The organism is Brevibacillus panacihumi (assembly GCF_003710985.1).
Classification (GTDB): domain Bacteria; phylum Bacillota; class Bacilli; order Brevibacillales; family Brevibacillaceae; genus Brevibacillus; species Brevibacillus panacihumi.
Genome location: NZ_RHHT01000031.1, coordinates 1 through 23861, shown reverse-complemented (window position 1 = coordinate 23861; position 23861 = coordinate 1). Strand labels below are relative to the sequence as shown.

The 23861-nt window shown below is 50.8% G+C and carries 28 protein-coding genes; 18 read left to right on the top strand and 10 right to left on the bottom strand.

Annotation, left to right across the window (positions count from 1 at the left end; translation table 11 throughout):
* Window positions 1-109: 109 nt before the first annotated feature.
* A complete protein-coding gene (gene ltaE, locus EDM58_RS15120) occupies window positions 110-1147 on the top strand; it encodes a low-specificity L-threonine aldolase (RefSeq protein WP_122914087.1) in 1038 nt (345 codons plus the stop codon).
* Between the two features lie 94 nt (window positions 1148-1241).
* On the top strand, window positions 1242-1433 hold the full coding sequence (locus EDM58_RS15115) for a hypothetical protein (protein WP_122914086.1): 192 nt from the start codon (window positions 1242-1244) through the stop codon (window positions 1431-1433).
* 8 nt (window positions 1434-1441) lie between these two features.
* Here EDM58_RS15115 and EDM58_RS15110 read toward each other — a convergent pair whose 3' ends face one another.
* A complete protein-coding gene (locus EDM58_RS15110; RefSeq protein ID WP_122914085.1) occupies window positions 1442-2176 on the bottom strand; it encodes an alpha/beta hydrolase in 735 nt (244 codons plus the stop codon).
* A 289-nt stretch (window positions 2177-2465) separates the two neighbouring features.
* On the opposite strand from EDM58_RS15110, the gene pdhA reads away from it, so the two are divergent.
* The 5 genes from pdhA to EDM58_RS15085 all read left to right on the top strand — a co-directional run bounded on the left by pdhA (window position 2466) and on the right by EDM58_RS15085 (window position 7761).
* Complete coding sequence (gene pdhA / locus EDM58_RS15105; protein WP_122914084.1) at window positions 2466-3551, top strand: pyruvate dehydrogenase (acetyl-transferring) E1 component subunit alpha; 1086 nt, start codon at window positions 2466-2468, stop codon at window positions 3549-3551.
* A 3-nt stretch (window positions 3552-3554) separates the two neighbouring features.
* Window positions 3555-4535 carry an alpha-ketoacid dehydrogenase subunit beta gene (locus tag EDM58_RS15100; RefSeq protein ID WP_122914083.1) on the top strand — a complete coding sequence of 327 codons (981 nt, stop codon included), beginning with the start codon at window positions 3555-3557 and terminating at the stop codon, window positions 4533-4535.
* Window positions 4536-4639: 104 nt separating this feature from the next.
* On the top strand, window positions 4640-6046 hold the full coding sequence (locus EDM58_RS15095; RefSeq protein ID WP_122914082.1) for a dihydrolipoamide acetyltransferase family protein: 1407 nt from the start codon (window positions 4640-4642) through the stop codon (window positions 6044-6046).
* A 6-nt stretch (window positions 6047-6052) separates the two neighbouring features.
* Window positions 6053-7462 (top strand): dihydrolipoyl dehydrogenase, encoded by a 1410-nt coding sequence (gene lpdA / locus EDM58_RS15090; RefSeq protein ID WP_122914081.1) that lies wholly within the window; start codon window positions 6053-6055, stop codon window positions 7460-7462.
* A gap of 134 nt (window positions 7463-7596) precedes the next feature.
* Window positions 7597-7761: an aspartyl-phosphate phosphatase Spo0E family protein gene (locus EDM58_RS15085; RefSeq protein WP_023557023.1), complete on the top strand. Its 165-nt coding sequence runs from the start codon at window positions 7597-7599 to the stop codon at window positions 7759-7761.
* Between the two features lie 26 nt (window positions 7762-7787).
* Here the strand turns inward: EDM58_RS15085 and EDM58_RS15080 are convergent, their stop codons facing one another.
* Window positions 7788-8513 carry a hypothetical protein gene (locus EDM58_RS15080; protein ID WP_122914080.1) on the bottom strand — a complete coding sequence of 242 codons (726 nt, stop codon included), beginning with the start codon at window positions 8511-8513 and terminating at the stop codon, window positions 7788-7790.
* A gap of 141 nt (window positions 8514-8654) precedes the next feature.
* Complete coding sequence (locus tag EDM58_RS15075) at window positions 8655-8804, bottom strand: small acid-soluble spore protein P (RefSeq protein ID WP_122914079.1); 150 nt, start codon at window positions 8802-8804, stop codon at window positions 8655-8657.
* Between the two features lie 174 nt (window positions 8805-8978).
* Between EDM58_RS15075 and EDM58_RS15070 the strand changes: the two genes are divergently transcribed.
* Both EDM58_RS15070 and EDM58_RS15065 read left to right on the top strand, forming a co-directional pair.
* The gene (locus EDM58_RS15070) at window positions 8979-9842 is read left to right on the top strand and encodes a HEPN domain-containing protein (RefSeq protein ID WP_122914078.1); all 864 of its coding nucleotides are present in this window, start codon (window positions 8979-8981) and stop codon (window positions 9840-9842) included.
* Window positions 9843-9867: 25 nt separating this feature from the next.
* Window positions 9868-11439, top strand: a complete 1572-nt coding sequence (locus tag EDM58_RS15065; protein WP_122914077.1) for an ABC-F family ATP-binding cassette domain-containing protein — start codon at window positions 9868-9870, stop codon at window positions 11437-11439.
* A gap of 54 nt (window positions 11440-11493) precedes the next feature.
* Here EDM58_RS15065 and EDM58_RS15060 read toward each other — a convergent pair whose 3' ends face one another.
* Window positions 11494-12579, bottom strand: a complete 1086-nt coding sequence (locus EDM58_RS15060) for a phosphodiester glycosidase family protein (protein WP_122914208.1) — start codon at window positions 12577-12579, stop codon at window positions 11494-11496.
* A 129-nt stretch (window positions 12580-12708) separates the two neighbouring features.
* Here EDM58_RS15060 and EDM58_RS25755 point away from each other — a divergent pair, with 129 nt between their 5' ends.
* The 6 genes from EDM58_RS25755 to EDM58_RS15040 all read left to right on the top strand — a co-directional run bounded on the left by EDM58_RS25755 (window position 12709) and on the right by EDM58_RS15040 (window position 17317).
* Entirely contained in the window at window positions 12709-12852 is a 144-nt protein-coding gene (locus EDM58_RS25755) for a hypothetical protein (RefSeq protein WP_183187528.1), read from the top strand.
* A 114-nt stretch (window positions 12853-12966) separates the two neighbouring features.
* Window positions 12967-14247 carry a DEAD/DEAH box helicase gene (locus EDM58_RS15055; protein ID WP_122914076.1) on the top strand — a complete coding sequence of 427 codons (1281 nt, stop codon included), beginning with the start codon at window positions 12967-12969 and terminating at the stop codon, window positions 14245-14247.
* A 58-nt stretch (window positions 14248-14305) separates the two neighbouring features.
* On the top strand, window positions 14306-14461 hold the full coding sequence (locus EDM58_RS25750; RefSeq protein ID WP_183187527.1) for a hypothetical protein: 156 nt from the start codon (window positions 14306-14308) through the stop codon (window positions 14459-14461).
* Window positions 14462-14603: 142 nt separating this feature from the next.
* Window positions 14604-15740 (top strand): DUF3900 domain-containing protein, encoded by a 1137-nt coding sequence (locus EDM58_RS15050; protein WP_122914207.1) that lies wholly within the window; start codon window positions 14604-14606, stop codon window positions 15738-15740.
* A 20-nt stretch (window positions 15741-15760) separates the two neighbouring features.
* Window positions 15761-16363 carry a DUF1444 family protein gene (locus EDM58_RS15045; RefSeq protein ID WP_122914075.1) on the top strand — a complete coding sequence of 201 codons (603 nt, stop codon included), beginning with the start codon at window positions 15761-15763 and terminating at the stop codon, window positions 16361-16363.
* A gap of 27 nt (window positions 16364-16390) precedes the next feature.
* The gene (locus EDM58_RS15040) at window positions 16391-17317 is read left to right on the top strand and encodes a sugar phosphate isomerase/epimerase (RefSeq protein ID WP_122914074.1); all 927 of its coding nucleotides are present in this window, start codon (window positions 16391-16393) and stop codon (window positions 17315-17317) included.
* On the opposite strand, the gene EDM58_RS15035 is transcribed toward EDM58_RS15040, so the two are convergent.
* Together EDM58_RS15035 and EDM58_RS25745 are read right to left on the bottom strand one after the other, a co-directional pair.
* Window positions 17284-18345 (bottom strand): DUF2515 family protein, encoded by a 1062-nt coding sequence (locus EDM58_RS15035; protein ID WP_122914073.1) that lies wholly within the window; start codon window positions 18343-18345, stop codon window positions 17284-17286. The two genes, EDM58_RS15040 and EDM58_RS15035, sit on opposite strands and share 34 nt — an antisense overlap.
* 88 nt (window positions 18346-18433) lie before the next feature.
* Window positions 18434-18574 (bottom strand): hypothetical protein, encoded by a 141-nt coding sequence (locus EDM58_RS25745; RefSeq protein WP_183187525.1) that lies wholly within the window; start codon window positions 18572-18574, stop codon window positions 18434-18436.
* Window positions 18575-18673: 99 nt separating this feature from the next.
* Between EDM58_RS25745 and EDM58_RS15030 the strand changes: the two genes are divergently transcribed.
* Entirely contained in the window at window positions 18674-19000 is a 327-nt protein-coding gene (locus EDM58_RS15030) for an iron-sulfur cluster biosynthesis family protein (protein WP_122914072.1), read from the top strand.
* Window positions 19001-19006: 6 nt separating this feature from the next.
* Here the strand turns inward: EDM58_RS15030 and EDM58_RS15025 are convergent, their stop codons facing one another.
* From EDM58_RS15025 to EDM58_RS15010, 4 genes are all read right to left on the bottom strand, one after another.
* Window positions 19007-19456 (bottom strand): DUF441 domain-containing protein, encoded by a 450-nt coding sequence (locus tag EDM58_RS15025; RefSeq protein WP_122914071.1) that lies wholly within the window; start codon window positions 19454-19456, stop codon window positions 19007-19009.
* 129 nt (window positions 19457-19585) lie between these two features.
* Window positions 19586-19894 carry a YfhH family protein gene (locus EDM58_RS15020; protein ID WP_023557008.1) on the bottom strand — a complete coding sequence of 103 codons (309 nt, stop codon included), beginning with the start codon at window positions 19892-19894 and terminating at the stop codon, window positions 19586-19588.
* 399 nt (window positions 19895-20293) lie between these two features.
* The gene (locus EDM58_RS15015; protein ID WP_122914070.1) at window positions 20294-20920 is read right to left on the bottom strand and encodes a cell wall hydrolase; all 627 of its coding nucleotides are present in this window, start codon (window positions 20918-20920) and stop codon (window positions 20294-20296) included.
* A 191-nt stretch (window positions 20921-21111) separates the two neighbouring features.
* Complete coding sequence (locus tag EDM58_RS15010) at window positions 21112-21810, bottom strand: peptidylprolyl isomerase (RefSeq protein WP_122914069.1); 699 nt, start codon at window positions 21808-21810, stop codon at window positions 21112-21114.
* Between the two features lie 143 nt (window positions 21811-21953).
* Between EDM58_RS15010 and EDM58_RS15005 the strand changes: the two genes are divergently transcribed.
* Complete coding sequence (locus EDM58_RS15005; protein ID WP_183187524.1) at window positions 21954-23102, top strand: trans-sulfuration enzyme family protein; 1149 nt, start codon at window positions 21954-21956, stop codon at window positions 23100-23102.
* A 124-nt stretch (window positions 23103-23226) separates the two neighbouring features.
* Entirely contained in the window at window positions 23227-23784 is a 558-nt protein-coding gene (locus EDM58_RS15000) for an RNA polymerase sigma factor (protein ID WP_122914067.1), read from the top strand.
* Window positions 23785-23861 lie beyond the last annotated feature (77 nt).

Here is a 23861-nt window from a genome sequence, read left to right as displayed (position 1 = left end):
CAAGTCTCCTAACTGGAATAAAGTCTCTTCTCCATATTAGCAAAGAGGGAATTGCAGATGCAATGTGGAAAGTTTACTCGTACTGTCTGATAGAGGAGGACTTCTAGAGATGAAGATCGATTTGCGCAGTGATACGGTGACGAAACCAACCGAAGAAATGATACTCGCGATGGCACAGGCTGAAGTAGGAGACGATGTGTATCAGGAGGACCCTACTGTCAATCGTTTGGAGGAGATCGCGGCAGACCTTTTGGGAAAGGAAGCTGCCTTATTTGTGACGAGCGGCACGCAGGGGAATCAAGTGGCAGTCTTGACCCACTGTGTCAATGGTGATGAGGTAATTCTGGAAGCCGAATCCCATCTGTTTTACTATGAGAGCGGAGCGATGGCGGCTTTGGCAGGCGTCCAGACGCGAACATTGCCGGGCGAGCGCGGCGCGATGAAGGCTGCCGATGTGGAAAAGGCCATTCGCGGGAACAATATTCATTTTCCGAGAACAAAGCTGATCTGCATGGAAAATACGCATAACCGTGCGGGAGGAGCCATTCTGTCACCGGAGCAGATGAAAGAAGTGTACGATGTGGCACGGAAGCATCAGATCCAGGTGCACCTCGATGGAGCCCGGTTATTTAACGCAGCCGCGGCACTGAGCATCGATGTCCGGGAGTTGACGAAGTACACGGATACGGTTCAGGTCTGCTTGTCCAAAGGCTTGAGTGCCCCTGTTGGTTCGATTTTGGCAGGAGACCGGGATTTTATTGCAGAAGCGAGATGGTGGCGCAAAAAGCTGGGAGGCGGTATGCGCCAGGCAGGTTATTTGGCGGCGCCGGGGATCATTGCGCTCACACAGATGACAGGACGTCTGACAGAAGACCACCTCAATGCCCAGAAGCTAGCAAAAGGCTTGCGTGACCTTGAGCTCGATGTAGCGCAGGCAGATACCAATATCGTACTGGTCGATACAGCTTCCCGACAATTGACAGCCGTGGATTTTATCTCGCGTTTGCGGGATAAAGGGGTCCTGGCAAGCGATTTTGATGAGTATGTGACCCGATTTACAACGCATCGCCATATTAGTGAGAGCGATATTTCCCTTGTTCTGGACATCATCACGAGTGTATTGGAAGAATGCCCCCTCCATCTGTAAGGGGGCTTCTATTATTGTCCGGGCTGTTGTGTAAATCACAGCCGCCTATGAAATACTAGGGATAACCCAATCATTTGGAAATGGAGGGAAGGGAATGATCTCTGCAAGGGATCGAGAACGAATTCAAAACCAAATGCACCGCGACGAGAGCAAGATCGTCAATATCGTCTTGAACAATGACACACAAGTAGCTGGAGAAATCGAACAAGCCACCCACCAGGGGATCTATCTGGCAGATGGCAGGTACTATGACTATGAGCAGATTCAGGAAATCAACGGCTTGTAAAAGCGCTACTACAGAAGAGGAGCAGGAAAAAAGTGGCGCAGGCCATCAGGCAGTTCTTTTTGCCACAGTCCCCAGACGTGATCTCCCGGCTTCTCGCGATAGGAGACAGCCGCTCCTTTTTGTTCCAGGATTTGCTTGGCTTCACGATTCCAGTAGATAAAATCAAAAGTCCCGCTATGTGTCTCCACTGCCGTCTCATCCAGACCGACGACCATCCAGATGTCCAGCCATTTCAAGCTCTCCTTCTTGGCCAAAGCGTCCAACGTAGGCTGGAAGTAAGCGCCGGACAAGGATAGCACCTTCGGAAACAGATCGGGCCGATCCAGCGCGAGATGAAGGGATACGGTCCCGCCCAAAGAATCGCCTGCCAAGACACGTGATGAAGGATCGCGGCGGACAGGATAGCGCTCCTCGATATAGGGGAGCAATTCGTCTGTAAAAAAGCGTTTGTAGGCTTCCGTGCGGGAACCATTGGCAGCATACTCGCTGGTGCGCTTGCTTCGTTCGACAGAGACGCCAACGATCATAAACGGCTCGATGCCTTCTTCGAGGATCAATTGATTGGCGATGGTCGCGATTCTGCCCATCGTGAAAAAATCATTTCCATCCTGGCAATAGACCACTGGGTAAGAGAGAAGTTCGTTATATCCTGGGGGAGCATACACTTTGACCAGGCGAGGAGCATCCACGTATTGGCTAGGGACTTCTTCCTTGAAAATCGTGCGTTTTACATAATCTGACACGTTTTACGGCCTCCTACTTTTTCCACGAAATAAACTTAAGGCTTGAAAAAAAATGATACAGCTTTTATAGTAAATGATAACAGGAAGGAAATAAACCCTGTAATATCAATGCTATAACACATTAAACAGACTTTCTCCTGAGGTATAACAGGGTAGTGTAACAGCTACAACAATCAGCAAAGGAAGCTGGCGTGATTCCCTAACGAGTGACGACTGAGCAATCGCTTGGTTGCTGTAAGCGTTTCGGGTATCACAAGAGCCCCTTAATCTAGTGACGAGGTGAAATGTGATGAGCGTATCCACTGCTGTTGAACAAACAGGCAATAACACCCCGCTGCAAATTCTTGCACCGGATGGGACGGTAGTTCGTCCTGACTTGATGCCAAAGCTCTCCGATGATGAATTGCGCGAACTGATGCGTAAAATGGTCTTTACCCGCGTGTGGGACCAACGTGCGATCAGTCTGAACCGTCAAGGACGTCTCGGCTTCTACGCTCCTGTAGCAGGACAAGAAGCGAGCATGATCGGTTCCGAGGCAGCTCTTTCCAAAGAAGACTTTATCCTGCCAAGCTACCGCGACATTCCGCAAATGGTGTGGCACGGATACCCGATGCATAAAGCATTTCTCTACTCCCGCGGTCATATCGAGGGCGGTCGCATTCCTGAAGACGTCAATGTCCTGATGCCGCAAATCATCATTGCAGCACAATGTACACAAGCGACAGGTGTAGCAATGGGCTTCAAGCTGCGCGGCGAAAAACGCGTGGCAATCAACTATTTCGGTGATGGCGCGACATCCCAAGGTGACTTCTACGAGGGCATGAACTTCGCGGGTGTGTACAAGTTGCCTGTCATTTTCTTCTCGCAAAACAACGGCTATGCGATCTCCCTTCCGTTCGAAAAGCAAACCGCTTCTGAAAACATCGCGGTTAAAGCGGTTGCAGCAGGTATCGCAAGCGAGCGCGTAGATGGAATGGACATCATGGCAGTATACTACGCCGTGCAAAAAGCAAAAGAGCGTGGCGTAAACGGCGAAGGCGCGACTCTGATCGAAGCCTTGACCTATCGTTATGGCCCGCACACGATGGCAGGGGATGACCCGACTCGCTATCGTACAGGTGAAGAGCAAAGCGAGTGGGAGTTGAACGACCCGCTGATCCGCTTCCGCAAATTCCTGGAAAGCAAAGGCCTGTGGAGCGAAAAAGACGAAGAAGCTGTTATCGAAGAAGCAAAACAAGCAGTAGCAGATGCAATCAAAAAAGCGGATGAAACGCCAAAAATGAAAGTATCTGAACTGATCGATGTAATGTTCGAGACACTGCCACCAGCATTGGAAGAACAAAAGGCAGAATACCTGGCGAAGGAGTCGAAGTAAGCCATGGCACAAATGACAATGGTTCAAGCCATTACGGATGCGATGCGCGTTGAACTGAAACGCGATGAAACCGTACTCGTCTTTGGGGAAGACGTAGGGAAAAACGGCGGGGTGTTCCGCGCTACCGAAGGCCTGCAATCCGAATTCGGAGAGCAGCGCGTATTTGATACACCACTCGCAGAGTCTGGGATTGGCGGACTGGCTGTAGGTCTGTCCATCAATGGCTTCCGTCCTGTAGCAGAAATCCAGTTCTTCGGGTTTGTCTTTGAAACCTTTGACGCGATTGCTTCCCAAGCAACGCGCATGCGCTACCGTTCCGGCGGGCGTTTTTCCAGCCCAGTTACCTTCCGCTCTCCTTTTGGAGGCGGGGTAAAAACGCCTGAGCTGCACGCAGACTCCCTCGAAGGTCTGATGCTGCAAACCCCTGGTCTGAAGGTCGTCATTCCTTCCAATCCATATGATGCCAAAGGTTTGCTGATCTCCGCGATCCGCGATAATGATCCGGTCGTGTTCCTGGAGCACATGAAGCTGTACCGCTCCTTCCGTCAAGAGGTTCCAGAAGGTGAATACACCATTCCGCTCGGAAAAGCGAACATCGTGAAAGAAGGAAGCGACGTTACCATTATTACGTACGGCGCGATGGTTCATACCAGCCTGAAAGCAGCGGAAGAAATCGAGAAAGCACGCGGAGCGAAGGTAGAAGTCATCGACCTGCGCACCATCAGCCCGCTCGATATCGATACCATCGTCGAATCCGTGAAGAAGACCAATCGTGCCATCGTGGTACAAGAGGCTCAAAGAACTTCCGGTGTAGCAGCAGAAATCATTGCGCAAATCAATGAGCGCGCCATTCTTCATCTGGAAGCACCAGTCCTGCGCGTGACAGCTCCTGATACCGTATATCCTTTTGCTCAGGCAGAAGATGTATGGCTCCCTGACGTGAAACGCGTCGTGGATGGACTGACCCAAGTGCTCGACTTCTAATGAAGGTTCAAGGAGATAATTGGCGGAAAAGTTGAGAGCTTTCCGCCTTCTTTTGGCACAAACCTGTTTTCATTACGGAAGTGTTTATGAAGGAGGAGAATAGCGTGAGTCGTTTTACATTCAGACTCCCGGAGCTGGGCGAGGGCATCCATGAAGGCGAAATCGTCAAGTGGCACGTACAGCCAGGAGATAGCGTAGAAGAAGACCAAGTAATCATGGAAGTGCAAAATGATAAGGCAGTGGTTGAGGTTCCATCCCCTGTAAAGGGTAAAGTCATCGAATTGAAGGTGACAGAAGGAACTGTCAGTGTAGTTGGAGATCCACTGATCGAGTTTGAAGTAGAAGGGGAAATCCCGAACTTGCCGGACCACGGTCATGGTGACGCTCCTGCAGCAGAAGCGGCTCCGGCACCTGCAGCATCCGCTGACAAAATGGAGCCAGGCTGCGATATCGGCTCCCAAGTGAGCGCTAATGCAAATCAGGCTTTGGAAACACCGATGGCTCAGGCAACGGCTACTGCAACAGCAGCGCCAATTGACCGCAAGCACGTACTGGCGACGCCATCCGTTCGCAAATACGCACGTGAAAAAGGCGTAGCTCTGGCGACCATTCCTGGAACAGGCAAATTGGGTCGCATCACACGCGAGGACGTGGACCGCTTCGTCGCGGGCGGAGCCGTAGCGGCGGCAGCTCCAGCAGCACAAGCGGAGGCAGCAGCGGTTGCACCGGCGGCAGAAGCACCTGCAGCGACAGGCGTATCGCAAGCAGCAGCTACACCAACTGTTCACTACACACCTGCAGCAGGTGGAGAAGTCGAAGAACGCGTACCGCTCAAAGGAATGCGCAAGGCGATTGCCAAAGCAATGGTCAAATCGGCTTATACCGCACCGCATGTTACGATCTTCGATGAGGTAGACGTAACGGCATTGGTGGAAATGCGCAAAGAGGCGAAACCGCTCGCAGAAGAGCGCGGTGTCAAATTGACGTATCTGCCGATGATCGTAAAAGCGGTCGTAGCGGGTCTGAAGAAGTTCCCAGAATTGAACGCTTCTATCGATGATGAAAAACAAGAGATCATCTACAAGAAGTACTATAACATCGGAATCGCAACCTCGACCGAAGACGGATTGCTGGTCCCTGTCGTCAAGGCGGCAAACAGCAAGTCGATTTTCCAAATCGCAGGCGAGATCGGCGAGTTGGCGAAAAAAGCCCGAGAACGCAAGGCAACTGTAGATGAGTTGAAGGGCTCTACCTTCAGCATCACCAATATCGGCTCTGCTGGCGGCATGTTCTTCACACCGATCATCAATCACCCTGATGTAGCGATCCTGGGGGTAGGCCGCATCAGTGAAAAACCAGTAGTGAAAAACGGAGAAATCGTAGTAGGTCAAGTACTGTCCCTCTCGCTCAGCTTCGACCATCGTCTGGTGGATGGCGAGCCTGCACAGCGCTTCATCAACTACGTGAAGCAGCTTCTGGAGAACCCTACGCTGCTCGTCATGGAGGGATAAACAACTATGGTAGTAGGTGAATTTACAACAGAGGTGGACGTCCTTGTCATCGGTGCAGGTCCCGGCGGATATGTAGCAGCCATCCGTGCGGCTCAACTGGGTAAAACCGTTGCCGTCGTGGAAAAGGCAGATTTGGGCGGTGTGTGCCTGAACGTGGGTTGCATTCCTTCCAAGGCTATGATCCACGCTGCACATACCTATGAGCATACACAGCATACCGCAGACATGGGAATTACCATGGATAACGTACGAGTGGATTTTGCCAAAGTTCAAGAGTGGAAAAGCGGTATCGTCAAACAATTGACCGGTGGCGTTGCGTCCCTCTTCAAAGGGCATAAAATTCAAGTGATCCCTGGAGAAGCACTTTTCGTGACTGAAAATGAAGTGCGCGTTTTCCACGGCTACGATGTGAACCGCTATCGCTTTGAGCATTGCATCATCGCGACCGGTTCCCGTCCGATCGAATTGCCGGCATTCCCATTCGGCAAACGGGTACTGTCTTCCACGGAAGCACTTTCCCTTACAGAACTGCCAAAAAGCCTCGTGATCATCGGCGGCGGTTATATTGGCATCGAGCTGGGTACCGTTTTTGCGAAGTTCGGAACCAAAGTCACCATTCTGGAAGGCTCTGATCAGATCCTGCCGGGCTTCGAGCCTGACATGCCGCGATTGGTTGAGCGCAAGCTGAAAAAGCTGGGCGTCGAGATCAAGACCAAAGCATTGGCACAAGGCATGGAAGAGACTGAGAACGGTGTAATCGTCAAAGCGGAAGTGAAGGGCGAACAACAGCAAATCGAAGCTGAATACGTCCTCGTCACCGTAGGCCGCCGTCCGAATACAGATGAGCTCGGCTTGCGTGAAGTAGGAATCAACCTGACAGACAGAGGTTTGGTTGTCGTCGATAAGCAAGGCCGCACCAATATCCCGAACGTGTACGCGATTGGGGATATCGTGGCAGGACCTGCGCTCGCACACAAAGCATCCTATGAAGCGAAAGTGGCTGCCGAAGCAATCGCAGGCAAACCTTCCGAAGTAGATTACAAAGCGATCCCTGCTGTTGTATTCTGCGATCCGGAAATCGCCAGCGTCGGCATCAACGAGCGGGAAGCAAAAGAACAAGGCCTCGATTATGTAGTCGGCCGGTTCCCGTTTGCTGCCAATGGACGTGCTCTTTCCGTCAATGCTGGCGAAGGCTATGTGAAGCTGATCGCCGACAAGGAAACCAAGCTGGTTCTCGGAGCACAAATCGTAGGGCCGGAAGCATCCAATATTATCGCGGAAGTTGGATTGGCGATCGAAATGGGCGCGACACTGGAAGACATCGAATTGACCATTCATGCCCATCCGACCTTGGGTGAAGTGACCATGGAAGCGGCTGAGCTCGCCTTGGGCCACCCCATCCATGTCATGAAATAAGTCTTCCATTGAGAGGACGAAGTAGCCTTGTACCAAAATGGTGCAAGGCTACTTTTTACCACATATTACCCTTTCCAGCATCTCTTATTTATTGTAAAATAGTGGGAGATATAGTGCGGGTGGGGGTCGGCAGCATGGAGATTACGAGTAAAATGATTGATGACTTGCGCCAAAAGCTGGAGAGTGCCGCGAAAAATGCAGGCTACAATTTTCTGGACCCAGAAATTGTAAGGATTAGCCAACAACTTGATAAACTTATTGTTGCGCATATGCGCCAATACGAAAAACGCCCTTCGTAGGGCGTTTTTATTGGATAGAGGGAGGATTATCCCAGGGTGTATTGGACATGCACGCCTGATCCTTTTTGGAATAAGAAAGGTGTCGAGCGAAAAAAATGACTGGGATACAATAGGATATGCTCCGTTTTTTGTGCTGAATCAGAAATAGGGATGGCGAACTGGAGCTGATCATCTAGATAGATGAGCGATGGACAGACGTCTTGCAGGAAGGCTGCCAAGGCTGGAATGTCGCGGCAGGCTGCCTGCAGCTTCTCCGCCTCTTGGTCAAACAACGGAGCGATTCGGTCCCAGATGGCTGCGAAAAGCAGCTGCCAATAAGAAGAAAGAAAGAGGCTGAAACGCCCTTTGACATAATCAGGATCTGTATGTACATCCTCTGCAATGGGAGGCTTTTCATGATGCTGCGACCAGCTTTGAAGCAGGGGTGCCAGACTGTTCTGAAACTCTCTTGTCTCCAGATGGACGATGTAGGAGTATAAGTCCGTGTCGGAATGGAGAGCATGTTTTTGGACCGGGTCGAAAATTCCGGGAATTCCGTACCGAAAAACCGGTTTGAAATATTCCCATTCCTTGATCAGCCGTTCTGAGTGAAATTTCGCAATGATCTCTTCCACCCACTCTGCAAATGGCTCGGGTGTTGAAGTCTGCGCCAGGGCGTGGAGGCTTGCCGTCATTTCATACAAGGGGGAGACGTGAAAACTTACAATTCGGGAAAGCGGACTGTTGCTGCCTTTTAGTGGAATGAGGATCATCGTACGTAACCTCCAAAGAAAATGGTAAATCCATCATAGAACAATCATGTGGGACAATTCAATAACTTTTATTGTAAATAAATGGAAATTGAAAAGCCCGGCATCGTGTGCCGGGCATGAGTTGTGTTCGGTGGCGGAGCCTTACCCTTCTCTGGTTCGAATTTGACGCGAATGATTTTCCTGCTTGACCTTTTTGGAACCAGGCATTGGTTCCCCAGTTTGCTCGAGAGGTCTCGCTTCATTATTATAGGCTTCGTGCGGGTTTTGATCGAGATGCAAATCCTTTTCCATTCTCATCACTCCTTCCAGATTAGTGTGATGCAAGTGAATGATGACGAAACATAGGAAATGCTGGTATTCTATAGAGAAGCATGTCCGCTTCACGACTATGCAACATAATATTTATTATGTTAACTTAAAGGGAGAACAATATCGTGCCTGTTAGCCTTTGAAAGGAGCGATCACATGCCGCTTTTAATCGCACCGGTTTTTAATTCCATAGCACCCAAACCGTTTCGGATGGAGCTGCCGAATTCCTACTACCTTGTAGCGGGGGCGGAAAAACCATACGAGTTGGCTTCCAAGTACCTGCGCAATGAAATGGACGAAAACAAACGATTGTTTGATAAACGGGTTGATCCCATGAGCCTGTTTCTCGTCGCGGATACCCCCGATATGAGAATCAAGGATGATCAGGATTGGATCGAAGAAATTGAAGGCAAATTGAACATGTCTGTAATGAATGGAATCTGTTCGATCCCTTATGTGGTTACGATTCAACCCGATATGTTCGGAATCAATTATCTGAAACGCTCTCTCGACGGCAGCAGGTTCGTTTTTGATTCCGATGCCCAGGACATTTTCGTCTCACTGCTGGATCAAAAGCTGCCCTCGCTGGCTTTTCGCAGATATACACTGTCGCTCGAAAAAAAGAGAACAGAAGACCAATTGCTCGATTTATGGATTGCCTTGGAGTCCCTGTTTGCCCCTGACGGGAAAAAAGGGGAAATCACCTATAAATTGCGCCTGCGCATGGCTTATTATTTTGGGTCTACGTTTGAAGAGCGGGAAAGGATTGCCGAGTTTATCAAAAAATCGTATAATCAGCGCTCAGAGATTGTTCACAGCGGAAAGATATTTGGCCAAAAAATCAGCAATGAAGTGAACCTGCTGCGGTTGATGGCACGATCGGCCATTTTAAATACGGCGATGGAAGGAATCACCGTGCAGGAGCTGCGCGTTCGCTTGGACCATTTGATTATGGCTGGCGAGGACTATGTGAAGCGCTACTCTCCCAAACGTTTTGAAAGAATTACGCTAAACGCCTAAGTGAGGTTACAATCAGGAGGAATTTATGAGTGTCTTGATAGTGGAAAACTTGTCCCATGGATTTGGGGACCGCATTTTGTTTCGCGATGTATCCTTTCGTTTGCAGCCCGGAGACCGGGTAGGTCTGGTCGGGGCAAATGGAACCGGAAAATCGACGATGATGGGGATTTTAACGGGTCAAAACATGGCTGACCACGGCCGTATCGAATGGATGCCGAAAGTCCAGTATGGCTATCTGGATCAGCATACCAAGCTGGAAGCGGGAAAAACCATCCGCGATGTGCTGAAGGATGCCTTTGCGCCATTGCTCGAGCAAGAAAAGGAATTGATGGAGATCGGGGAAAAAATGGCGGATGCCTCTCCCGAGGAGTTGGAAGAGCTGCTGGAGCGCATGGGAGAGATTCAGGATCGTCTGGAGACAAGCGGTTTTTACCTGATCGATGCCAAGGTGGAGGAGATCGCTAACGCGCTGGGACTGAGCGCGATCGGGCTGGATCGAGATGTCGCTTCATTGTCAGGGGGACAGCGCACCAAGGTACTGTTGGCCAAATTGCTTCTGGAACAGCCGACTGTGCTCTTGCTTGATGAGCCGACGAACTACCTGGACGAGGAGCATATCGTCTGGCTGAAGAATTACCTCAAAGAATATCCGTATGCATTCATGCTGATTTCTCACGATACGTCCTTTATGAACGAGGTCGTCAACGTGATCTATCATTTGGAATTTACGAAGCTGAACCGCTATACAGGGAACTATGAATCATTCCTGGCCCAGTCTGAGATGAAGCGAAGCCAGCATATCGACGCGTTTGAGCGGCAGCAGGAAGAGATTGCGAAAATGGAGGATTTCATTGCTCGCAACAAGGCACGCGCCTCCACGACAGGCCGGGCAAAAAGCCGCCAGAAGCAGCTGGACCGCATGGAGCGCATCGACAAGCCGGAATCAGCTGCGAAACCGACCTTTATTTTCAAAGAATCCCGTGCGAGCAGCCGTTTCGTCGTCGAGACAGAGGATCTGGAGATCGGGTATTCCCACACCTTGCTGCCCAAGCTGAGCGTCAAGCTGGAGCGAGGCGAGAAAGTCGCGATTGTCGGGATGAACGGTGTCGGTAAATCCACCCTGCTCAAAACCTTGTTGGGCATCATTCCTCCGCTCGGCGGCAAGCTGGAGCGCGGCGATTTCCTGCATCCTGCTTACTTTGAACAGGAAGTAAAGGCAAAACCGATCACAGCGCTTGACGAGGTATGGAATGAATTCCCGTCCATGACCAATCATGAAGTTCGCGGCGCATTGGCTCGATGCGGTTTGAAAAACGAGCATATCAACCGCAACATGAACGCCTTGTCGGGGGGCGAGCAGGCGAAGGTGCGTCTATGCAAGCTGCTCCAGCGCGAGAGCAACTGGCTGGTATTTGACGAGCCGACGAACCACTTGGATGTGGTCGCCAAGGAAGAATTGAAACGTTCATTAAAAGAATTCAAAGGTACCGTCCTATTGGTCTGCCACGAACCGGAATTCTATGAAGACTGGGTAACGCAGGTATGGAATGTAGAAGAGTGGAGCCTGGCACAGAGCAAGGCACCCATTAAATTGTAAGCATGAACAAAAACAGGCAGCCCCAGCATCTGGGACTGCCTGTTTTACATATGTTTATTCAGCGCTCTCCGGCATCACGGCCCATGCGTTGGGCAAATACCGCCCGCGATGATAAGGGGAAGAAGTACTGGTGATTGCCTCACCGTTATACAGCATCATCGAGCTGGAACCGCCATCCATCGCCATCGCGGTCACGACGCCGCGCTGCTCCAAAAGCTCGGCCATGTCATTCATGCTGGCGCCGATGGAGTGGCTGGGCTGGCGGCCGTCAATAACAGCGAAAACGATGGTCCCATCTTCTTTTTGTCCGATAGCCGTCCGCGGTTGAATGCCCCAGCTTTTGGCAGGCTTGTCTGCGAACAGATTCTTGCCGTTTACGATTAATTGCGGACGGAAGCTCATGGCATCGCGAACGCCCATTTTGACCAGCTGTTCGGCACTGTAGCTGCCTGTCACCAGCTTTCCATCGTATGTGATGCCAAGGGCGGTCTCTCCTGATCTGGGATTGTAGCCCTGCAGGATTTTCCCATCCTTGATCACGACTCCGTAGGCAGTAGCGCCTTTTCCGTAGCCGTCTGGATCATGGAATCCGCTCGCATTGACGATCCCGATCGCATTTGTTTTTTTCACGAACTCGTCCAGCAGATCCCCACGGTCCTTGCGATTGGTCACTAGTAGATGAACCCGATTGGGATCGCTGATGTACATGATCTTGCCTCTGAAAAAATAACTGCCCTTGGATACGTATATATCTTCGATTTCAATCAACTCACGCGGTTTTTCCGGTTCAGGGATTGGTGCAGGCAACGGTCCGTAGATGACATCGTTTTGAAGATCTGGATCCGACTCCGGTACCGAATTGATCACCTCTGGATTCGTTATTTGCTGTTTCAGAGCCTGCAGCTTCTCTTCAGGCAAAAATGTGTACGGAGCCCAGTAATCATGCTGCGTGGTCAGCAAGGTCCCGGCAGCCCATTCGCGAAGTTCTACCCCTGTCTTGGTTCCAAAAAGAAAAAGAAGACCCAAAGAGGCACAGGTGGTAAAGCAGAGGGTAGAAACAAGAAAGAAACGCTTTACCCAGCGCATAGGTCTTCGCCGAGCGGCTTTTTTGCGCGTACGGGTCCGCGACAGGGTATGGATCGTGTCACTCATGACATTCCTACTTTCTCGGATAACTTTCTACTACAATAGGACGAAAAAACGGGTAAAAAGTTACAAGGAATGAAGAAAAGTGGCTGTCGGGAAAGCTAATGGCAGGAGGTGAGGGTTGTGAGAGGATTCGACAAGGAGTTTCAGAAGGAAGTAGAGGAGTACCAAAATAGTGATAAGGGGACCCGGAATCAGACAACAAGCCGGGATCGACACGACCTGCAGGAGAAGCAGGAGACCCGTATGGATTCCAATAACGGCTAGGGATGAACGGGCGAGGTCCTAAAAGGATTTCGCCTGATTGCGTGACCTCTGTTTTCTCCGGGCAAAGTGTGGTAAGCTTACCCAATGCAAGATTTTCATGCCAGGAGGGTTCTTGTGAGTACCACGTTTGCTGATTTACATGTCGCTGCACCGCTTGTTGAACGATTGCGTGAACAAAAAATGGAGACGCCGACCCCTGTGCAGGCCGAGGCGATTCCTGTCATATGGGAAGGAAAAGACGCCTTCGTCGAATCGCCGACCGGAACAGGCAAAACCTATGCCTATCTGCTGCCGATTCTGTCCAAGGCGGATATCGATAAAAAGGATGTACAGGCCATCGTACTGGCTCCGACACATGAGTTGGTCATGCAGATCGCCCGCGTGGCTGAGGGTTTGCTCCCTGGGCAAGATGCTGCCGTTCTCCCACTGATCGGGGGAGTGGATGTGAAGCGCCAGATCGAGAGGTTGAAGAAAAAGCCGATGCTTATCGTCGCCACGCCAGGCAGGCTGCTGGAATTGATCGAGCAGCGCAAAGTCAAGCTGCATGAAGTGAAAACGGTCGTAGTCGACGAAGCTGACCGCATGCTGGATGCAGGCTTCGGCAAGCCTGTGTTCGATGTGATGAAGCGTACCTTGCGCGACACCCAGCGGCTGTTTTTCTCTGCGACGATTCCAGAGGCGGTCATCGATCAGGCTTCTGCGGTCACCAGAGACGAGGTTGTCATCCGCGCTGAGGCTCCTGAGGGAGCGCAAGGAGTCGCCCACATGTATTTGCTGACCGATCCGCGCAAAAAGGTGGATACGTTGCGCCGACTGCTGCGTCTCGTGAATGTCCGTTCGTCGATTGTATTCGTCAACCAGATCGACAAGGTGGATGAAATCGTCTCCAAATTGAATTACCATCATTTGCCATGCCGGCTGCTGCACCGGGAGGCGACGAAAGAAGAGCGGGCACGTACAATCCAACAATTCCGCGACGGTGTCTTTCCGGTTCTGATCACGACAGATGTCTCCGCAAGAGGGATCGATATTCCGGGTGTAGAGTGTGTCGTACACTACGATCCGGCACCTGACGCAGATACGTATGTGCACCGCAGCGGGCGTACAGGTCGTATGGGACGAGCTGGACTGGTGTTTTCCGTGATCAGTTCCCAGGAGCTGTTTATCATTCGCAAATTTGCCAAACAGACGGGATTGACCATCACGGAAAAAATCATGGCGCACGGGGCTTTGCAAGACCCGGGAGAAAGCCGTGGCGCAAAGCCGATGGGCAAGAAGATGGACACGCGGCAAACCCCAGCAAAAACTGGCAAAGCGAAGCCCGCCGGCTCCAAAGCGGGACCGACCCGGACTACAGGAACGAAAAACGGAAAAATCGGCAAGCCGCGTACATAGAAAGCGCATCAATGGAACAAAGTAGAACAGACATTACTCTTGTCTGTTGGAGGGAACCATGCGCAAAGATCGTTTGGCTGAAGAAGACTTGCTGGTAAACGGTCCTGTCGGCGGTGAGGTGTTGACGAAGCAGGAGCGTCAGACGCTTCGTGGCGAAGCCAGTGAACTCAAGGACATGATGGAGAAGGCCAAACAAGAGCCGATCTCGGAGTAGCTATTTGGTAAAAAGCGGAGCGATGCGGTGAAGCGATCACGGCAGACGCGCTCCGCTCTTTTCTTTGTCTGAAAAGGCCTGACCGCATGCGCGCCTTTTGATATAATCATTTCGTTGCAGTAAAGACGGGAGCGAAATGATGATGAAATTTCAAATAGATTGGTTGTCCTTTTATTTGATCGAACAGCCGGAGAGTGAAGACTCTCCCAAGCTCGTAAGAATGACCCGGCATCTGAATCACGATGAGTACGAGAAGAGCGAACTTCGCGACTTTTTGGACGGAGAATTTGCCCGAATCGCCAAGAGAAAAGTGGAAGAGAATCCGCGCAGCGACGGCACCCCGACTAAACTGGGGCGATTCGTCCTCGAGCCGGGCCATCCGCTCGATTCCAACCCCAACTACGCGCTGCTTTCACGGCTGGTGCAGGCCGAAACGTCAGCAGAGAGCAAAGAGCCTTGCCAGGAGCTGGTTCAGTCGTATTTGCGCACCTCCCAGGTGAGGGGCGGCGTGCTGATCGTCGTGCGGACGCGTCTGGAGCTGCTGGACGAACGGTATGTGTTTATCCTCAAATGCGATTTTGAACAAAAAACAGCGGTAATTACAGACGAAAAAAGTCTGATTGCCAATGTGCAAATGGCGATCAACGCGAAAAACATGAAATCGATCATGTATCCGTATATGATTGAATCAGGGATGAATGACCCCTATCATGTGAAGATTCATCAGTTTTCTCACGCGCGTTACTTCGAGGAGTTTTTGCGCTTCATTGAATACCCGCAATCTGTGCCGCAGCTTGTCTCCGAAGAAGTGATCTCCCTGGCGAGACAGCATATTGCCTTCACCTATCCGGAAGAGACAGAGGAACGGCTGCGCGAGGAAGAAGCCATCGAGCTGATTGCGGCCAGTCCCAAGCGAGAGCTGGCGGAAAAATGGGAGCATGAGACGGTGATGGAAGCCATGCAGATCATCACGGATCGCCAGCCGGAAGTAGAACTGAAATTCAAGCTGGATCATATGCAGATTCGCACCATGCTTGCAGATTATGGATCGAGCTTGCACATCGCCAAGGTTAACGGCCGTTATCTGGTGTTGCTGGAGGGAGAAATGCTGCAGTTCGAGCGAGGGGTTTCTCCGGTGGAGTTCGTCAAACCGAAAGAATTGGCTGAGATTGTGCGGGAGATTGAATCCCGTGGGAGCCGGACTGGCGGTGGGCAGACGGTTCATGCAGTTCCCGCATCGGGTCAGGGCGAGGATACAGACAAGCCGCCTTGGGAGTAAGAAAGGAGGATGGCAGCGAAATGAGCAAAAAGCAGGACCATAGCAGCAAACAAAAGAAGAGCCCCGTGACCGTAAGCGGGCAACAAAATCGCGTCTATCCCGTTATTCGTCATGCAAGCCTGGTACAAAAGCAGCCACAGCGCTGGGTGTCCAAGCCGCATACGGCCGATACAGCTATCCTGTACGCGTTGGATATGGGCGAGGGCTATATGCTGATCGAGCCTCACATGCTGACGGAAGCCGGATGGACCCCGGAGGAATTGCATCACCACGCGATGGAAAATCTGAAGAAACTACCTTTTTCTGTAAAAAGCCAATCGGTGGGGGATAACCTCATCCATTTTATCAGCCCGACGGATGGCTACGCGGCGAGCCGGATCTTGCTGGACGATCTGCTGCGCGATTTTGACGCGAAAAAAACGGGAGATTCCCTGGGGGTCTCGATCCCACACCAGGATGTTCTCATTGTCGCCGATATGGTTGGGGAGACAGGAGCCCATCTGTTAGCCAGGCTGACGTATGATTTTGCTTCAAAGGGAGAGGTCCCGATCTCTTTATTGCCGTTCTACTGGGAAGATGGAGAGCTGACGCCTTTTCTCGTCGTTTCCCATGATGGGAAGTAAAAGGGGCAGGATGAAAGGCGGGAGGTCATGAAGCGTTTTTTAATCGGTCAGTACGGTGGTTTTGATTGGCAGAAATATGAGCGGGATTTCAAAACCGGCTTTTATGGCATCGAAGCCTGCCTGTTTGCTGACGAGGCAGGAATTCGCACATTGGTGAAGGAAGCACAAACCAACAATTTTGCCATCGGGATTCACTACCCGCTGCGGGCGAAGCAGGGGATGCTTCGTGACGCTCTCTTCATGGATTTGGATGAGCAGGCCAGACAGCAAGCTTATGCAGAGATTGCGCAAGAGCTGGAATACCTGCGGTCGGTGAAGCCCTCCTACGTTTTGTTCCACTATCCCAAGCCGGTCATTCTGGATAACAGGGTCAAGTGGGACAGATGGCGCTTCGCGGATCAACGGGATTACGTCTATGAGAGCGACTATCCCCTGGAGGCATTTATCGAGAAAAGCGAGGAGCTGTTTTCCTGGCTGTCCAGGCAGAGCGAGGCTTTTCACTTCACTCCCGTGCTTGAATTCGATGCCTGCAATCGCTATGTGTATGACACGACGATTGTGGAAAAGCTGCTGCAAAAGTATCCGCGCATACGCCTTTGTCTGGATACGGGAAGACTGTACGTCCAGGAGCGAATCGACCCGTATTTTGATGCCCGAAAAGTGCTGAAGAAGTTCGCCAAATATGCGGAAACGATTCACCTTTGGACGATGCAGGTCCAGGGAGAAGAGATGAAGCACAACCACTATCCCGCCCTGCCGCAATGCCTGCCGGAAGAGGGCTGGGCTCCTATCGAGAGCTACCTCAACATCATCCGGGATGAAAATCCGCACGTAAAAATCGTCTTTGAGCATCGCTCCGAGCTGATTCGCGATGAAGAGCTGGAGCGATGCTACCAATGGGTGGAGCGGATCTTGTTCGGTCAGGAAAAAAGCGAGACGATCTTGACTCCATAATCGATCCACTGGAGCGCCCGTGCGTACTCTTCCGTGGCAATGCTCGGCAGTTCGATCGGTTCGTCGACTACGGAGAGCCAACGCGGATCGCGATACCAGTCGACTCCGTCCGCCGGATCGTGCGAGGTATCCGGCCAAGCCTTGTGCAAAAAAGGACTGTATAGTTTGGGAGCTCCTTCCCGCAGTGAATCCTTGTGCAGCCGAAGCGAGTAGGCATTGTTGTCAGATAGCGAAGCCTCTCGTTGTGCTAGCTCGACCGGAGTAAACAGATGCGGCCAATAATCCGCCCTGGAGCCGGTATGTGGAATGCGAAAGGCAAATTCCCGGATGGAATCGAGCCTTTTTTTGTCTTCGTACAACAGCTTGTACAAGGCTTTGCCAATCGCAATGCGCTGGTTGATCTCGGGAAAATCATGCACGTTCATCCCGACAAGCTGAAATCTGCGATCGGTCGGATGCGCTTTATAGGGAAAAAGAGTCTGGTTTAGGGAAAGCTGAGACTGGGCGAAAAAGGCGAGCGTGGAGAAGATTCGATGATACGTGAAGGATTTTCGAACCACACGCTGTTCGATATATTGCTGCTCATTGACGATTAAGGCCCGTGTCAGTCTCGCACTGTCCCCAGACGTCAAAAAGTCCTGCCAGAAGCCTTGCATAAAAGAGGATACATGCAAGGAAGGGAGCAGGTTGGTCAAATCTCTTCCGCATCGTTTCATTTCCGCATAGAGCAGAAGCTGGGCGTACGCATCATGAAAGATCAGCCAATTGCATCGTTCCAAAAACCAAAAGTAGGCGTTGCGGGAAGCGGGATCCATGATCCGGGGGAGCCACTCTCCCTGCAGGTCTGTCATATTCCACCCGCCATTTCGCGAGACGAGATGAGCAAGCAGTGCCCAGTGAACCTCCTCGTGTTCGCGGTAAAACGCAAGGTATGCTTGTGTACGGGTGACGTTGTTGCGGTTCGCCAAAGCGGTTTGCCGTCTGATCTCGGCCGCCAGTGCTTGTCCATCGAGAGTGGTTACAGACATGATCGTGAAGTCGCACCTCGCCATCTGAGTTAGCTTGATCGGTAAGGGTGAAAAAAAGCAGGTCCTGGTTATGACCCGCCTTTCTATGTTAACCAATCATCTCAAGTACAAGTAAGCGAACCAGTAGTTTTTCCTTGGCCTCTTCCCACGTGCTGCCAAAGATTACGACATGTTCGGATTGGTATTCGGTTTCGGCGATGTAGATGCCGTCTTGTTCGTAGATATGCATAGAAAATCGTCCTTTCTGCTGCCTTTCAAGCATTGTATGCGAAGTTGAAACAGATGATGCATCCCATTTTTAAAATGTGTTAGCGAAAGGAGTAAAGACATGGAAATAACGGTGACAACGGAGGCCATGGAGCGTTTGCAGACTATATCCGAAGGGTCAGATCAGACGATCCGAATCAATGGGGAGCTGGTGGGTGGCTGCGGCATGAATGTGGAATATTTTCTCTGGTGGGACGAGGTATTGCCAGATGATCTTCTCCTGCATGTCGATTCCTTTACGTTCGTGATGGACAAAGAAACCCTTGGCTACATCGGCTCTACTCAACTAAAAGTGGATTACCGACCGCAGCAAGGGTTTCGTTTGGTTACCCCCGAGCAGATTCTCGCCTACGGCTTGCAGGTGAAAGAACGCTGGGGTGTATCATAGACAGAATCACTTTGGGAAAAACTGTAAAACAAAAGCCAGTATCCCGGCAGCTACGAGGGGACCTACTGGTATCCCTCTGAAAAAAGTGACGCCGATGATCGTCCCGAAAAGCAATCCGGTGACGATCAGAGGATTGGCGGTCATAAGGGATGTTCCTTTGCCGGCCAAATAAGCGACGACGATGCCGACAACGACGGCCAGGATCGATTGCCAATGCGTGAAGAGGGAGAGGAAGCTCTCCGGCTTCATTTTGCCGCTGGCCAGCGGTGAAAGCACACCGATTGTTAAAATGATGATGCCGATTTGCAATCCGTACTGTTCGAGAATGGGAAAAGCTTTTTCCAAATTCAACAATCTGCACAGGAGCAGGACGGCGACAGCAATGGACACGGTTGTGTTATTTCCTACGACCCCGAATGCGAGCAGGACAAGTAGGACGAGATTGATGAGATCCATGGGCAAGAAGCCTGCTTTCTGTTTTTTTATAGTATATCCATTCGCCCCCTTGCCTTGAAGGAAAAGGGCGGAAGGATATCCGAACCAAAAAACCGGCCCGCAGTTGGGTCGGTTGCTTTTTTCGAAGGGCTAGTGCCATTCTTCCAGCATGCCTACAGGGAAACCGGTCTGTTCGTCGGAATCGGGGAAACGCCCCCAGGCGAATACGCCATTAAAATAATCAATGGTAAAGGGCTGGTCATGGTCAGCAACGCTGTATGTACCCCCAATACGGAATTCGTCAGTTCCTAGATAATACGATTTAGCCATGAAATACTTTTGCTGGATAATGGCGAACTGTGACTCGTCGCCTGCCTTTTTCTTCTCTGCCGCTTGTTGGCGGAGGAGTTCCATTTCCTCCTGCAGCTCTGCCAGGGTCATTTGACTGTAAAGACGCAATGTATAAACCTCCCTTCCACAGCTTATATTGTAGCAAAAGACAAGGGAAAAGGCGACGGATTGCCAAACGCGCCGTCGATGGCGGATGTCAGCATACCATTTGCAGCATAAAAAAAGTGGCCTTCCTGTTAGGAAGGCCAGAGTCAATTGGGGGCGATTGAGAAAAAATCTGATGCGATGACAATGGTTTTGCTCTCACCCAAAACCAATGCCAATCGAGACCTCATCACCGTATGCATACACAGAATGCCAAGCATCTACTCATGCATACGGTAATGATTCATGTTGGCCGAAACCAGACATCAAACGTTTTCTCAATGCGTTGAAAAAGAGCTTATGGTGAAATCATAACAGAGAAAAGTAAAACATGCATTAAAATAAAATAAAGTATTGTTAAATTTATTTAGCAAATATATGGTTGGCAATTCTCACCGTTTGGGTGCGAGACCATATCCAATCCGATGTAGCCGTATTCGGATTGAAGAAATACAGAGAGCCATTGGTAGGGTCTGCACCTGCTACTGCCTCACGCGCAGCCTTTCGTGTACTCTCATTCGCTTTGAACGGCAATCTCCCGCCTTGTACGGGAGAGAATGCGCGGGGAGCGAAAATAACCTCCTGAACCGTGTCAGGAAATTGAGGGGACGATACCCGATTCAGTACAACTGCGGCAATTGCCACTTGTCCCTCGTACGGTTCTCCCCGGCCTTCCGCATAGACCAACCGGGCAAGCAGTTCCATTTCACGCTCCGAAATCCTGCCATGCCCATGTGGATTCACTGTACGTGTACGGGAATCTCCGCGGCTGACCTGGACAGCTTTTCGCTCTGGTTTGGAGGCGTGAAGGGTCGTAGAATTGGTTTTGGGTGTTTTCAAAGAATCCATGTTCGCTGGATAACTAGGTCCTGCTACAGACAAGGCCTTCGGTGCTTGTGCACTTGTCGGTGTAACAAACAGGCATAAGAGCAATAAACCAATACTGTTGATATAGAAGAAAAAGCGCATTTGCGCCTCGCGTGGAAACATCTAGGAACCACTCCTTTTCGCTTTTTGCTTATACATGCGGAAGCGAATCGGGTCATTGGCTAGTGTAGTGGGAAAAAAGTAGCGACGCAATAGGGAATTGGTTCCAAAGAACTATTTACAAGTAAATCGCATCCTTTTTTGACAAAAAAAGAGAAACACCACAAGCCAGCGGTGTTTCTCTTGGGTAAAGATTATTTTTCGATAATGGTGATCGACTTGATTGTAACAGGTTGTTCCGGAAGGCTTTTCTCACCTTGCGCATTCGGTTTTACGGGAACAGCAGCGATTTTTTGGACGACATCAAGGCCTTCAATTACTTTTCCGAAGATTGTGTAGTTAGGTGAGAACTCAAGTCCTTCTACATCCTTGCCAGAACCGATAAAGAACTGGCTGCCGTTGGTGTTGGCGCCAGCATTTGCCATTGCGACAACCCCGACCTCGTACTTGTGGCCGTTATTCAGCTCATCCTCGAAGTTGTACCCCGGACCGCCGATCCCTGTTCCGAGGGGATCTCCTGTCTGGATCATGAAGTCCTTCAAAATACGGTGGAACGTCAGGTTGTCGTAGAACTTGTCTTTCGCCAGAAAAACGAAGTTATTGACTGTGATGGGAGCGTCCTTTTCAAACAGGTCGATAGTGAAGTCCCCCATGCTTGTCGAAATGGTTGCTTGGTAGTCTTTATTTTTGTCAATTTGCATTTCTGGCGCTTTGTCATACTTCTTCTCACCTGTCGGTCCTGGCGGCTGTGCCGGCTCTTTGGAAACAGGTTCCTTCGCAATCGGAGCAGGTGGAGGGGTAGGTTGGCCCTCTTCACTGCTGCTGCTGGAGCAGCCTGTTACCAGGGCAATCGCCGTCACACACGCAAGAATAGCAGGAAACAGTTTTTTCATCTCATGCACCTTCCTTTTGCCTATTTGCTATGAGGGAGCTACGGTTTTGAATTATAGCAAATCTATTTTAAAAATGCCAATCATCTATTTTCCTGTTTTGATTTCGTGATATGATGTAAGGAAAAGTGACAGAGGTGAACGCCATGAGTGAAAGATTCGAGACAAAAACGGTACATATCGGACATCAGCCTTTGCGGCATGCCCAAAGCAAAACGACCCCGATCTACCAAACCTCTGTTTTTGCCTTCAACGGGCTGGAGGAGGTCGAACAGTATTATGCTGGCGAGGGCGAGTATTTGTATACGCGCAATGGCAATCCCAACCCGACCGAGCTGGCTGATGCGATCGCAAAGCTGGAGGCGGCGGAGGAAGGAGTCAGCGCGGCATCCGGCATGGGAGCGATCATGGCGGGTCTATTGGCCGTACTGAAGCCAGGCGACCATATGCTGGCATCCCACGAGATTTACGGGGGGACCTACGCACTGATGAGCAAGGAGCTCTCCCGAATGGGGATTGAGCTGGAATGCATCAATTTGAACGAGCTGACTTCGCTTGAACCATTTATTCGCCCCAACACGAGGATGTTTTTCCTGGAAACCATCACGAACCCGTTGCTGCGCGTTGTGGATATGCCGTTCTGGATCAAACAGGCCAAGCAATTCGGCTTGTCAGTCATGGTGGATAATACGTTTGCGACGCCGTATCTCGTCCAGCCTTTTTTGCTTGGTGCAGACCTTGTCGTGCATAGCGCCACCAAATACATCGGGGGTCATAGCGACGTGACATCCGGTGTGCTTGTCGGCAGAAAAGACCTTGTCACCAGGGCCAGGGAAATCGTCGTCAATTACGGCGCGTCCCTAAGCCCATTCGAGGCTTGGCTGACATCCCGCGGCCTCAAGACGCTTGCTCTGCGGATGGAGCGGCAATGCGACAACGCGAGTCAGGTAGCCGCCTTTTTAAAAGGGCATCCGGCAGTTTCTACCGTTTATTACCCGAGCGAGGCGGACACCCGTTTCTTTACCCGCAACAAACAAGGGGCGATGGTCTCTTTCTGCCTGCAGGATGAAAGCAAGATCTACTCCTTTTACCGCAACCTGGATTGGATTCCGTTTGCTCCCTCGCTGGCCGGAGTCGAAACCTCTGTCTCCCATCCAGTGACGACCTCCCACAGGGCGTTTTCCGAGGAGCAGCGACAAGCGACAGGGATTACCATGGGACTGGTTCGTCTGTCGGTAGGGATTGAAGCGGCGGAAGACATCATTGCGGAGCTCGATAAGGCTCTGAAAAAATAAAGAATAATTATATTTTGTAAAATCTGTTACCTTTTCCGCTCCCAATCGTAGAACCAAGTTATAGTAGAAATAGTAGATTTTTCATACTTGGCGAATGAAATTTTGGGAGTTGGAGGAAACCGTGATGGGTTATGCAATACAGTCTTCTGCCCGCCCATCGGCAACCGCGAGTTTGGTCTCAGATTATTACGAAGCCCGTTCATTTTGTGAACTGTACGATGCGTTTTTCAGCCGGATCAATCACTACTTGCTTTCTCGTGTCCGAAATCCGTGGGATGCAGATGATCTGACGACGGTCGTCTTTATGAAAGCATGGGAAAAGTTCGGGCAATACAGCCGGACGTATCCGTTTGCCTCCTGGATTTTTCGCATCGCCCACAACACGTATATCGATTATCTTCGCAAAAAAAGGGATATTCCCGTCGATCTCGATGATTGGCTGGATGTAGAAACAGATGAGACCTGGCAGCCGGAACAGCAGGTTTTGACGAGTGAAGAGATGAGCTGTCTGCGCGAACGGATCGACTTGCTGTCCTGCAGCCAAAAAGACGTCCTTCTCTTGCGCTATTACGCCGGGCTTAAAATCAGTCAGGTTGCTGATGTATTGGGAAAAACAGAATCAAGCGTGAAAATGATTTCGCATCGTGGCTTGCGCCGACTAAAAACGATGTATGAACGGTGAAGTCCAAGCTAGGAAGTAGGGGCTTGATCGTGTAAAATGGGGAAAGTGCGTACAAGGGAGCCATTCCTGTAATGAAT